The sequence below is a fragment of the Cupriavidus sp. HPC(L) genome (genome assembly GCF_000307735.3).
Lineage (GTDB): Bacteria > Pseudomonadota > Gammaproteobacteria > Burkholderiales > Burkholderiaceae > Cupriavidus.
In genome coordinates this window covers 1-11,965 of record NZ_AMPR02000048.1, presented here as the reverse complement: position 1 = coordinate 11,965, position 11,965 = coordinate 1, and the positions used below count along the sequence as shown (strand labels likewise).

8 protein-coding genes and 1 pseudogene are annotated in these 11,965 nt (G+C 69.2%); 7 read left to right on the top strand and 2 right to left on the bottom strand.

The window, feature by feature from the left end; all coding sequences use genetic code 11:
* The 4 genes and pseudogenes from B551_RS26425 to B551_RS04400 all read left to right on the top strand — a co-directional run.
* Positions 1–218: pseudogene (locus B551_RS26425) on the top strand (sulfurtransferase); the annotation flags it as partial.
* 50 nt (positions 219–268) lie between these two features.
* A complete protein-coding gene (locus B551_RS04410; protein ID WP_023263556.1) occupies positions 269–1,243 on the top strand; it encodes a tripartite tricarboxylate transporter substrate binding protein in 975 nt (324 codons plus the stop codon).
* A gap of 155 nt (positions 1,244–1,398) precedes the next feature.
* On the top strand, positions 1,399–2,583 hold the full coding sequence (metC, locus tag B551_RS04405; RefSeq protein ID WP_006579341.1) for a cystathionine beta-lyase: 1,185 nt from the start codon (positions 1,399–1,401) through the stop codon (positions 2,581–2,583).
* A gap of 748 nt (positions 2,584–3,331) precedes the next feature.
* Positions 3,332–4,423 carry a porin gene (locus B551_RS04400; protein ID WP_006579342.1) on the top strand — a complete coding sequence of 364 codons (1,092 nt, stop codon included), beginning with the start codon at positions 3,332–3,334 and terminating at the stop codon, positions 4,421–4,423.
* On the opposite strand, the gene B551_RS04395 is transcribed toward B551_RS04400, so the two are convergent.
* Positions 4,414–6,015 carry a glycine betaine ABC transporter substrate-binding protein gene (locus B551_RS04395; RefSeq protein WP_006579343.1) on the bottom strand — a complete coding sequence of 534 codons (1,602 nt, stop codon included), beginning with the start codon at positions 6,013–6,015 and terminating at the stop codon, positions 4,414–4,416. The two genes, B551_RS04400 and B551_RS04395, sit on opposite strands and share 10 nt — an antisense overlap.
* 226 nt (positions 6,016–6,241) lie before the next feature.
* Between B551_RS04395 and B551_RS04390 the strand changes: the two genes are divergently transcribed.
* The 3 genes from B551_RS04390 (at position 6,242) to B551_RS25475 (ending at position 10,117) form a co-directional block, all read left to right on the top strand.
* The gene (locus tag B551_RS04390) at positions 6,242–7,273 is read left to right on the top strand and encodes a LysR family transcriptional regulator (protein WP_023263555.1); all 1,032 of its coding nucleotides are present in this window, start codon (positions 6,242–6,244) and stop codon (positions 7,271–7,273) included.
* A 21-nt stretch (positions 7,274–7,294) separates the two neighbouring features.
* Positions 7,295–8,788: a SidA/IucD/PvdA family monooxygenase gene (locus B551_RS04385; protein WP_006579957.1), complete on the top strand. Its 1,494-nt coding sequence runs from the start codon at positions 7,295–7,297 to the stop codon at positions 8,786–8,788.
* Between the two features lie 159 nt (positions 8,789–8,947).
* Positions 8,948–10,117, top strand: coding sequence for a peroxidase-related enzyme (locus B551_RS25475; protein ID WP_006579958.1), 1,170 nt, complete (start codon positions 8,948–8,950; stop codon positions 10,115–10,117).
* A 339-nt stretch (positions 10,118–10,456) separates the two neighbouring features.
* Here B551_RS25475 and B551_RS04375 read toward each other — a convergent pair.
* Positions 10,457–11,965 (bottom strand): DNA translocase FtsK (locus tag B551_RS04375; protein ID WP_023263553.1); only part of this gene is annotated, 1,509 nt, incomplete at its 5' end.

Sequence of the window (11,965 nt, the reverse complement as noted above, 5' to 3'; positions counted from 1 at the left end):
GCGTGCTCGACGGCGGCATCGCGGCGTGGAAGGCCGCGGGCCTGCCGCTGGCCGCGTCGCCGAACGAGCCCGCCGACCGCGACTGCATCGACTACCTGTTCTTCGTGCACGACCGCCACGACGGCAACAAGGCCGCCGCCCGCCAGTACCTGGCGTGGGAAACCAATCTGATCTCCCAGCTCGACGACGCGGAGCTGGGCAGCTACCGCCTGCCGTAGTACCCACCCCGCCTGGAGGAGTCCCCATGAAAAGAACCATATCCCTGTCGATGCTCAGCCTGCTGACCGCGGTGCAACTGGCCGCGGCCCCGATCGCCAGCGCACAGCCGCTGGCGCCGGTCGGCGGCTATCCGAGCCAGCCGATCCGCTTTGTGTCGCCCTTCCCCGCTGGCGGCGGCAACGATGCGATCACGCGCATCGTCACCAACAAGCTGGCCGCCGTCACCGGCCAGCCCGCGGTCGTCGACAACCGCGGCGGTGCCGGCGGCAATATCGGCGCGAAGCTGGTGGCCGAGACCAAGCCCGACGGCTATACGCTGCTGACTTCGCAGGTCTCGCTGATGGCGGTCAATCCGACGCTGTACTCGTCGGCCGGCTTCGATCCGGTCAAGAGCTTCACGCCGATCACGCAACTCAATGCCGCGCCACTGGCCATCGTCGTTGCCGCCGATTCGCCGCTGAAGACCTTTGCCGACCTGGTCACGCAGGCCAAAGCCGAGCCGGGCAAGCTGACCTATGCGACGCCGGGCAATGGCACGCTGTCGCATCTGGTCGGCGTCGTCCTCGACAAGGACCACAAGATTGCGCTGACGCATGTGCCCTACAAGGGCGCAGGCCCGGCCATTACCGACCTGCTCGGCGGCCAGGTGGCGACGCTGATCACGTCGACGTCGTCGGTCGCAGGCTTCGTGCAGAACGGCAAGATGCGTGTGCTGGCGGTGACGAGCCCGAAGCGCCTCGGCGTATTCGCCAAGGTGCCGACGCTCGACGAGCTCGGCTACAAGAACGCCAGCTTCGAGGACTGGTACGGCATCTTCGCGCCAGCCGGCACCTCGCCCGAGCGCGTCGCCTACCTGCGCGCCTCGATCGTGCAGGTGCTGCAGTCGCCCGAGGTCGTCAAGCTGATCCACGACGGCGGCAGCGAGGTCGTGGCCAGCACGCCCGAGGCCTTCGCGGCGCAGCTCAAGAGCGATATCGCGAAGTGGTCGCGCATCGTCAAGCTGTCGGGCGCGAAGATCGACTGATTGCCGATGCCGACGCCGTTGCGCGGTGCCGGGTCCGTTCGCGGCCGGCACCGCGCCTGGGTCACCCGCCTCCGCCGCTTCCGTCTCACACCATTCCGCATCCATTCGGCGCCGCCGCTCCGCCGTGATGGCCGCCTTGATGCCGCTCTGACGCCATGCCCGATCCCACCAGACATTCGCCGCTGACCACGCTGATCCACGCCGGCAAGGCGCTCGACTACCCAGGCGGCCGCCCGGTCAATCCGCCGGTGGTGCGCAGCAGTACCGTGCTGTTCGACACCGTCGCGCAGCAGCGCGAGGCGCGCGCCCGGCGCGGCGAGGAACGCCTGTTCACCTACGGCGCGCGCGGCACGCCGACCAGCTTCGCGCTCGAGGACGCGGTCTGCGCGCTCGAAGGCGGCTACCGCACGCGGCTGTATCCAACCGGGCTGGCGGCAATCGGCATGACGCTGCTGGCCTATCTGCGTCCGGGCGACCATGTGCTGATGGCCGACTGCGTCTACGAACCGGTGCGCAATCTGGCCAACACCTTCCTGCGCGACCACGGCATCCGCGTCGATTTCTACGCCGCCGACGGCAGCGATATCGAGGCCCGCATCGAACCGGCCACGCGCATGCTGTACGCCGAATGCCCGGGCTCGCTGGTCTACGAGATGTGCGACCTGCGCCAACTGTCGGCGCTGGCGCGCCGGCGCGGGCTGCTGCTGGTGGCCGACAACACCTGGGGCTCCGGCCTGCAATACCGGCCGCTGGCGCTCGGCGCCGATGTCTCCATCATGGCCGCGACCAAATACCTGTCGGGCCATTCCGACGTGATGATGGGCACGGTGACGACCACCAAGGACGCCTGGCAGCCGCTGTCCACGCTGGCCGACAGCTTCGGCATCGCGGTCAGCCCGGACGACGCCTATCTGGTGCTGCGCGGCATCCGCAGCCTGGCGCCGCGGCTGGCGATGCACGAGGCCAATGCGCTAGCGGTGGCCGACTGGCTGACGCAGCGCGCGGAGGTCGCCACGGTCTTCTGCCCCGCACTGCCCGGCGATCCAGGCCATGCGCTGTGGCAGCGCGATTGCACGGGTACCAACGGCCTGCTTTCCTTCGAACTGCGCGGGCACGGGCTGGCAGCCGCCGAGCGCTTCATCGACGCACTGACGCTGTTCGGCATCGGCGCGTCCTGGGGCGGCTACGAGAGCCTGGCCACGCTGTCCGACCTGGGGCGCGCTCGCAGCGTCGACGACTGGTCGGCGCGCGGGCCGATCGTCCGGCTGCATATCGGCCTCGAGGATCCGCGCGACCTGATTGCGGATCTCGAGCAGGGACTGGCGGCGATGGCGCGTTGACATCTCGGTTCATCGAGCAGTTCGCTTGCTCCACCGCGGCCTGCGCGCCATCCTTTGACCACGATATGGCGGAAACTGAGTTTTCTTCGTATGAGGGTACCGAGAGGCGGTAGCCGGATCCGAGCCCTACTCTTCGGCCGCGTCTGCATTGCGCTGAAGTGCACCCGTACGACCAAAGTCCTGGAAGGCGTTTCTCAACGCCATCGCGGATCTCCTATGCGTTTAAACGCACCTGTTTACCGATTTAATATCGTCTATTTTTAGAAAAATTATTTAAACATCACATTTCAGTCGTCCTGCCGGGTATTCCGTCGAGCCAGTTTCGGCCGGGCGATGGCGCGGGTCATCGAGCGGTCAAAACCGCGTTTTTCGGGCCCGCTCGGCAAAGCAGGTAAACTACGGCCCGTTCGCCGTACCGGGGACGACCCGGAACATGCCTTCACCGTCCGCCCTGCGATAGCCGGAACGACGCGCGAGGTGGGCGCCGGCGAACCCACCATCAGGCCTTCGGGCCCACTCTAGCGGCGCCGGACTGTCCGGCATCGCGCAGGCTTGCCCGGCTCCACTGCCGGCATTCGCCGCCAGCAAGGCAACGTCGCCCACTTCGACCCTCGCCCGGGATAGGCGCCATCGCGCGCGTCCCGATGACGACCCGCGTGCCCGCGCGGGACTGGTACCGCAGGCCATCGGCCTGACGGGTCCGCCGGCGCCCCGTGCGCCGGACGGGTCCGACCTCGGAGGACAATCCATGAAGAAGACAGCCAGCCCCTGGCTGCTGGCGGCCGGGCTATTGCCCGTCGCCGCTCTCCCAGGCGCCGCGCAAGCCGAGCCCGGCGTCACGCTGTACGGCATCGTCAGCTCGGCGGTGCGCTACACCTCGAATCTCGACGGCCATCACAACGATCAGGTCGGGCTGGTGTCCGGCGGCATGGTCGGCAGCCGCTTCGGCCTGAAAGGCGACGAAGACCTCGGCGGCGGCAATCACGCGATCTTCCAGCTGGAAGCGGGCGTCGGCAGCGACGACGGCCGCCTCGGCTACAACGCGTTCTTCGGCCGGCAGGCCTATGTCGGCCTGAAGGGCGACTGGGGCAGCCTGACCTTCGGGCGGCAGTACAACGCACTGAACAATATCGGCTGGGCCTTCAATCCGCTCGACCAGGGCTGGGGCAACTTCTGGTCGGACCCGCTGTACCTGGGCGGCGACATCTTTATCCAGGACTACCGCATCAACAACAGCGTGGTCTACCAGCGCACGATGGGTCCGCTGACCGTGCAGCTCGACTACGGCGCCGGCGAGCAGCCCGGCAGCATGGTCCGCGGCACCACGCTGGGCGGCGGCGCGCTGTACCAGCAGGGACCGGTCGCCTTCGGCGTTGCCTACGACCAGCGCAAGAACGACGATGGCAGCGGCACCGTGCGCAACTACACGGTCGGCGGCTCGTATGCGTTCGGCAAGGCCAAGGCGTTCCTCGGCCATATGGGCCGGCGCGAATCGGCGACCGATGCGCGCCATGCGATCGCCTTCGCGGGGCTGGGCTATCAGCTGACGCCGGCGCTGCATCTGTCCGGGGCCTACTACCGCTACTGGCAGAACGGCAACGTCGCCACGCAGTTCCAGGACGTGCCGGTGCCGCTGGGCAGCGGCAATGCCGACAGCATCGCGGTGGTGGCCGACTATGCGCTATCGAAGCGCACCCACGTCTACGTCGAGGCCGATGCCGCACGGGCGCGCGGTGGCGCGGTCGGTCGCGAGACCGAGTACTGGGCCGGCACGCCGGCGCTCGACGTCGACAGCACCACGCGCGTCGGCGTGATGGTCGGCATGCGCCATCACTTCTGATCGTTCCTGGCCGCGCGCTGGCCGCGGAACAGCACCCAGCGCTCGGCGGCCTCGAAGAGGCCCTGCGCCAGCAGCGCGAGCAGCGCCGACGGTATCGCACCGGCCAGCAGCAGCGTGTCATCGTTGAGCGCAAGGCCGGTGGCGATGCGTTCGCCATAGCCGCCGGCACCAACGAAGGCGGCCACGGTGGCGGTGCCGACGCTGATCACGACCGCGGTCTTGATGCCGGCCAGGATCACCGGCAGCGCCAGCGGCAGTTCGACATGACGCAGGCGCTGGCGGGCGGTCAGCCCCAGCGCGCGGCCGGCGTCCGACAGGCCGGCCGGTACCTGCTGCAGCCCGGTGCAGGTATTGCGCACGATCGGCAGCAAGGCGTACAGAAACAGCGCGACCATCGCCGGCCACAGGCCGATGCGGCCAAGCAGCGGAATCAGCCCGGCCAGCAGCGCGAGCGACGGGATCGTCTGCAACATGCCGGCGATCGCCAGCACGACCTGCCCCAGCCGCCGTCGGCGCGCCGCGACGACGCCCAGCGGCACACCGACCACCACCGCGGCCCCGACCGCGCCGGCTACCAGCGCCAGATGCTGGCGGGTCAGCCGCCAGGTATCCGGGCCGAGCAAGGCGCCTAACAGCCCTGCCCGCTTGTCGGCCGCGTTGCCCTCCGAGATCTCCCCGGACATCTGCGCCGACTTTTCCTCGGCCCCACGCTCGCCCGCCAGAAACCGCCGCGCCACCGCCGCGAAGCTGGCCCCATCGAGCTCCGCCTGCGCATTCATCGCGATCATCCGTTCGCCGTCGATACGGCCTTCGAGCTCGGCGATCGCACGCCATGCGGCCGGATGGCGCTGCGGCACATCGAGCCGATACAGCACGATCGCGTCATAGCGCGGAAACACCTGGCGGTCGTCGTCAAGCACGCGCAGCCGATAGGCGCGGATCTTGGCGTCGGTCGAATAGATGTCGATCGCGTCGACCTGTCCGGCCACCAGCGCTTCGTAGGCAATGCCGTGGTCCAGCCCGACCGGCTGCTGGGGCAGGCCATAGCGGCTGGCCAACGTGGGCCAGCCGTCGGCGCGGCCGAGGAATTCGTGCGACAGGCCGAGCCGCAGCCCCGGTGCGCGAGCCAGGTCGGACAGTGTGCGCAGGTTGTCGGGCGCCGCGGCGGCCTGGGCGCTGCCTCCCCCCTTGCCGCCCTCGCCGCGCACGGCGATCGCATAGGTGTTCTGGAAACCGAAGGGCACCGCGGCGCCCAGCCCCAGTGGCGCGAGGGCCGCGTTGATCTGCGCCAGCGTCGCGGTGGCCGGCAGCTTCAGCAGTTCGGCAGCGACGGTGCCGGTGTAGTCCGGATACAGGTCGATGCTGCCGGCGCGCAGCGCGGCGAACACGATTGCGGTATTGCCGAGTCCCGCCAGATGGCGGGCGGGCCCGGCGCTCGCCGCGCTCTGGGTCAGGATTTCGCCGAGGATGTAGGACTCGGTAAAGCGCTTCGAGCCGACCTTCAGCGGGGCGTTGGCGGCGGGCGGATCGCCCTGCGCCCAGCCGGAAAGCGGCATGCCGCATCCGAGCAGCACCGCGACTGACAGCGCCATCAGCAGGCTCGACAGCGGTCTCCATCGGGGACCGAAAGGCCGGCCGCATGATTCCTTCATCGCATTTCTCCACGCGAACGATCGGCTCATGATAGCGACCCACCGCCGGGCCGGCCCCCGCAGCAGGACGCCCGCTCGCCCCCGGTCGCAGAAGCGTATGCCGAAATAGTATTTGCCTTTGGCATCATAAGCGCGCAAGAATGCGATATACGCATACTCACCTGCCATGGAAATCCGCCAGCTCGAAGCCTTCGCCGCAGTGATGTCGACCGGCAGCGTCACCGCCGCCGGCCGCCTGCTGGGCCGCTCGCAGCCGGCGATCACGCGCTCGATCCAGGAGCTGGAGAGCGAGCTTGGCTTTGCGCTGTTCGCCCGCAGCGGACCGCGCGTCAGCCCGACCGAGCGCGGCTTCTTGCTGTACGAGGAAGTCGAGCCGGTGCTGCTCGGCATGCAGCAGATCCGTGCCAGCGCCGCGGTGATCGGCCGCGAAGGCAGCCGCTCCCTCAACGTGGTGGCAACGCCGGCGCTGGCCGCCGGCCTGGTACCCGCCGCCCTGGCCGCCGATCCGGCGCTGCCGGCGCAGATCCATCTGCACAGCGCCTCGCCCGAAAAGGTGGTGCACGCGGTGCTGACTGGCGCCGCCGAGGCCGGCGTCACCAGCCTCCCGCTCGAGCATCGCGGCGTGGCGGTGCACTGGATCGGCGAGGTCCAATGCGTCGCCGCGCTGGCAGCCGACGATCCACTGGCGGCCGCCGATACCGTGCCGCTGGCCGCCTGCGCCGAACGCGCGCTGGTGACGATGCAGAACCCCTACCGGCTGCGCCAGCTGGTGGACCGGGCGCTGGAGAGCGCCGGCATCGCGGTGCCGCGCCGGATCGATACCAATACCTCGCTGAACGCGCTGGCGCTGGTGCGCGCCGGGCTGGGGCTGGCCGTGCTCGAGCCTGTCACCGCCTATGGCTTTCCGGTCGATGGCGTGGCGGTGCGGCCGATCGACGTGCCGATCCCCTTCCATTTCTGCGTGATCACGCCGCAGGGACGGCCGCCGACGCCGGCGGTGCAGAGCCTGACCGAGCAATTGGCGCTGGCCGCGGCGCGGCTGTTGCCGGGCTTCGTTCGGCGAGACCCGCGCGAGGGCGACAGCGTGATGCCGTTGGCGCCGCTGGTGCCGCCGCTGGTGCCGCAATCCGAAGCGGTCAGCGACGCCGGCACCGCACGCGGGCCGGCCCGTCCCGCCCTATCCCGACAGAACGATTGATGTCAGCCTGAAGTGCTCTCGATGTCCACGACCGATTCCACACTGTCTTCCGCTCCCGCCGGCCTGCCCGCGCTGGAAGCCCGCCTGCGCCAGGACCTCGCCTGGCTGGACCTGCCCGCCAAGCCGTGGGTGCCGCCGCGCCAGTTCGACGGCGCGCCGGTGCTCGACGTCGCCATCATCGGCGGCGGCATGGCCGGCTTGGCCGCCAGCGCGACGCTGAAGCACCTCGGTATCGCTGCGCGCATCTTCGACCGTGCCCCGGCGGGATTCGAAGGACCCTGGGCAACGACCGCCCGCATGGAAACCTTGCGCTCGCCCAAGCAGCTGACCGGCCCGGCGCTCGGCCTGCCCGCGCTGACGTTCCGCGCCTGGTTCGAGGCGCAATTCGGCACGGCGGCATGGGACGCGCTCGACAAGATTCCGCGCCTGCAATGGATGGACTATCTGCGCTGGTATCGGCAGGTGCTCGATCTGGACGTGGCCAACGAACACACCGTCGATACCGTGCTGCCCCGCGCCGACGGCCTGGTCGAACTGCGGATGACCACACCCGCCGGCCCACGGCGCGTGATGGCGCGGCGCGTGGTGCTGGCCACCGGGCGCGATGGCCTGGGCGGCCCGCTGCTGCCATCCTTCGCGCAGGACCTGCCGGCCCATCTGTGGGCGCACTCGTCCGATCCGATGGATTACCGCCTGCTGCGCGGCAAGCGCGTCGGCGTGGTTGGGGCCGGCGCATCGGCGATGGACAGTGCCGCGACCGCGCTGGAGGCCGGCGCGGCCAGCGTCGACCTGCTGATCCGCCGCGCCGAGATTCCGCGCATCAACAAGAGCAAGGGCTCGGGCAACCCCGGGCTGACGCACGGCCACTACGGACTGCCCGATCAGTGGAAATGGCGGCTGCGCCATTACATCAACAGCGAACAGGTGCCGCCGCCGCGCGGCAGCACGCTGCGCGTGTCGCGCCACGACAATGCGCGCTTCCATGTCGGCTGCCCGATCGAGCGAGTCGAAGTCCGCGGCGGGGTTGGCGGCGGGGGCGACAGCGATACGCTGCGCGTGCACACCGCCAAGGGCGTGTTCGAGCTCGACTTCCTGCTGCTGTCGACGGGCTTTCGCGTCGATTTCGGTGCGCGTCCGGAGTTCTCGGTCATCGCACCGCAGATCCGGCTGTGGGGCGACCGCTTCCAGCCGCCGGCCGGCCAGGAAGACCCGGAACTGCGCGATTCGCCCGACCTGGGCCCGGTATTCGAATTCCAGGAGAAGACGCCTGGCGCCTGCCCCGGCCTGTCGCGCGTGCACTGCTTCTGCTATCCGGCCGCGCTGTCGCACGGCACGATTTCGGGCGACATCCCGGCCATCAGCGACGGCGCGCGCCGGCTGGGCCAAGGCATCGCCGCGCTGCTGTACCAGGAAGACGTCGAGACCCATTTCGCCGTGCTGCAGGCCTATGCCGAGCCGGAGCTCTACGGCGACGAATGGACGCCGGCGCCGCCGCCTGCGCTTCAAGGGCAATGAACACGATCGGCCGTGATGTCGTTCCCGCGAAGGCGGGAACCCAGCGTCTTTGGAAGTCACTGGGTCCCCGCGTGCGCGGGGACGACGGATTCGCTGGCAAGCGCCGAACCCTGTTCCTTCGCTGACCGCTGACTTTTCTGGCTTTTTCCTTCCGACACCATGACTGCTTCGTCCACCCCAGCCAACGCCACCGCCGAACTCGACCTGATCGACCGCCTCGCGGGCCTTGCCGCCGGCAGTGCCACGCATGCGCTGCGTCATCAGCGCGACAAGGTCGCCGTCGCGACCGAGGGCAGCTATCGCACGATGTTCGATCCGGCCCTGCCCGGCCTGTCGCTGACCGAACGCCTCGCGGTCGCGCTGTATGCGTCGCGGCTGACGCCGTCGGCCGAACTGGCCGCGCACTATCTGGATCGGCTGCGCGCGGCCGGCGCCGATGCCGAGACGGTGGCGGCGGCCGACGGTGCGCGTCTCGATGCCGTCGCCGATGCGCGGCTGCGCGCGATGCTGGCCTTCACGCGCAAGCTGATCGAAAAGCCGGTCGAAGGCGACCGCGCCGCGCTGCTGAGCCTGCCGGCCGCCGGACTGTCGACGCCCGAAGTCGTGACGCTGGCGCAGCTGATCGCCTTCCTGTCATACCAGGCGCGGCTGGTCGCCGGTCTGCGCGCGTTGAGCGGCGCGTCGCAGGGCGAGGCGCTGCCGAGCGACCTGGCGCCGGCCGCTGCGGCGACCACGAGGCCGGGCGACATCATTCGCATCAACGGCTTCACCAATGAAGTGCTGGACTGGAAGGCATGGCTCGACGTGGTGCCGGTCGACCGGGCGACGCCCGAGCAGATCGCCGTGCTCGAGGAAAGCCATCCGAAAGCCAAGGTCTCGGACTACTACCTGTTCCTGGTGCACCAGCCGGAGATCCTGCGGCAGCGTTCGGCGGCCTTCAACGCGATCATGTACGCGCCCGGCGGCATGGCGCGCGCCGAGCGCGAACTGGCGAGCACCGTGGTGTCGTGCATCAATGGCTGCGTCTACTGCGCGTCGGTCCATGCGCAACGCTTCGAACAACTGGCCAAGCGCAACGACGCGATCGCGCAGGTCTTCGACAATCCGCGCACGGCCGGCACCACCGCGCGTGAGCAGGCCATCGCGCGCTTCTCCGTCGCGCTGACCGAGCACCCGGACCGCATCGGCGCGGCGTCGCTGGCGGCGCTGCGCGAAGCAGGATTGAGCGATGCCGAGATCCTCGACGGCATTCACGCCATTGCGATCTTTGCGTGGGCGAATCGGTTGATGTTGAATCTGGGCGAGCCGGTGGTGGCAGTGCAAGCGTAAGGGGCTGTTGGGCCGCTGTTTGCCCTCTCCCCGGCCCTCTCCCGCAAGCGGGAGAGGGAGAACACCGACGGTATTTTTTTGCTCCCGTTGCCCGCCTTCCGGGTAGCCGGAGAGGGAGAACACCGACGGTATTTCTTGCCCCCCTTGCCCGCCCTCCGGGTAGCCGGAGAGGGAGAACACCGACGGTATTTTTTGCTCCCCTTGCCGCCTTCCGGGTAGTGGGAGAGGGAGAACATCGGCGGACTTTGCTATCGCGCTTGGTTGCTCCCCTCGCCCGCTTGCGGGAGAGGGGCCGGGGGAGAGGGCAAGCGGCGCTCGCCAACCGCCACCGTCCGCGCGCTACTCCTGCCCCCCAGGCGCCAGCACATCGCGCGCCCCATTGCGCCCCATCGGCGAAACCAACCCCGCCACTTCCATCTGTTCGATCAGCCGCGCGGCACGGTTGTAGCCGATGCGCAGATGGCGCTGTACCGCCGAGATCGACGCGCGGCGCGACGTCAGCACGAAGGCCGCGGCTTCGTCGTACAGCGGATCGGCCTCGGCATCGCCGCCGGGCCCGTCGCCGAACAGATCGCCGCCACTGGCTTCAGCCGGATCGGGCGCGAGAATGGCGTCGTCGTAATCCGGCTCGCCGAACTGCTTCCAGTGCTCGACGACGCGGTGGACCTCATCGTCGCCGGCAAAGGCGCCGTGCACGCGTTGCGGATAGCCAGTGCCAGGCGGCAGGAACAGCATGTCGCCCTGGCCCAGCAGGCTTTCGGCGCCCATCTGGTCCAGGATCGTGCGCGAGTCGATCTTCGACGAGACCTGGAAGGCCACGCGCGTCGGGATATTGGCCTTGATCAGCCCGGTGATCACGTCGACCGACGGGCGCTGCGTGGCCAGGATCAGATGGATGCCGGCCGCGCGCGCCTTCTGCGCGAGGCGCGCGATCAGTTCCTCGATCTTCTTGCCGGCCACCATCATCAGGTCGGCCAGCTCGTCGATCACCACCACGATCAGCGGCAGCGTCGACAGCGGCTCGGGCGCGTCCGGCGTCAGCGAGAACGGATTGCGGACCTTGTCGCCGGCGGCCTCGGCGGCGCGGATCTTCTGGTTGTAGCCGGCGAGGTTGCGCACGCCGAGCGCCGACATCAAGCGGTAGCGCTTCTCCATTTCGCCGACGCACCAGTTCAGCGCGTGTGCGGCCTGCTTCATGTCGGTGACCACCGGCGCCAGCAGATGCGGGATGCCCTCGTAGACCGACAGCTCCAGCATCTTCGGGTCGATCATGATCATCCGCACATCGTCCGGCGTGGCCTTGTACAGCATCGACAGGATCATCGCGTTGATCGCCACCGACTTGCCCGAGCCGGTGGTGCCGGCCACCAGCAGGTGGGGCGCGCGCGCCAGATCGGTGACCACCGGATTGCCGGTGATGTCCTTGCCCATCGCCAGCACCAGCCGCGAGGCATGGGCCTGGAACGACGAGGCGGCGACGATCTCGGACAGGCGGATCATCTCGCGGCGGGCATTGGGCAACTCGAGCCCCATGCAGGTCTTGCCGGGAATGGTTTCGACCACGCGGATCGAACTGACGCCGAGCGCGCGCGCCAGATCCTTCATCAGCCCGACCACCTGCGCCCCGCGCACGCCCATCGCGGGCTCGACCTCGAAGCGCGTGATCACCGGACCGGCCGACGCGCCGACCACGGACACCGGCACCTTGAACTCGGCCAGCCGCTGCGCGATCAGCTCGCCGGTCTCGGCCAGATGCTGTTCGGAGACCTGCTCGGCGTGTTCGACGGCCGGTTCCAGCAGATCGATGCCGGGCAGGCGGTAGTCGACGATGCGGGGCGGCGGTGGCGG

Coding starts and splice junctions, on each gene's coding strand:
- B551_RS25475 (WP_006579958.1), top strand. CDS start 8,948: ATGACTGCTTCGTCCACCCCAGCCAACGCCACCGCCGAACTCGACCTG.
- B551_RS04400 (WP_006579342.1), top strand. CDS start 3,332: ATGAAGAAGACAGCCAGCCCCTGGCTGCTGGCGGCCGGGCTATTGCCC.
- B551_RS04385 (WP_006579957.1), top strand. CDS start 7,295: ATGTCCACGACCGATTCCACACTGTCTTCCGCTCCCGCCGGCCTGCCC.
- B551_RS04395 (WP_006579343.1), bottom strand. CDS start 6,015: ATGGCGCTGTCAGTCGCGGTGCTGCTCGGATGCGGCATGCCGCTTTCC.
- B551_RS04410 (WP_023263556.1), top strand. CDS start 269: ATGCTCAGCCTGCTGACCGCGGTGCAACTGGCCGCGGCCCCGATCGCC.
- metC (WP_006579341.1), top strand. CDS start 1,399: ATGCCCGATCCCACCAGACATTCGCCGCTGACCACGCTGATCCACGCC.
- B551_RS04390 (WP_023263555.1), top strand. CDS start 6,242: ATGGAAATCCGCCAGCTCGAAGCCTTCGCCGCAGTGATGTCGACCGGC.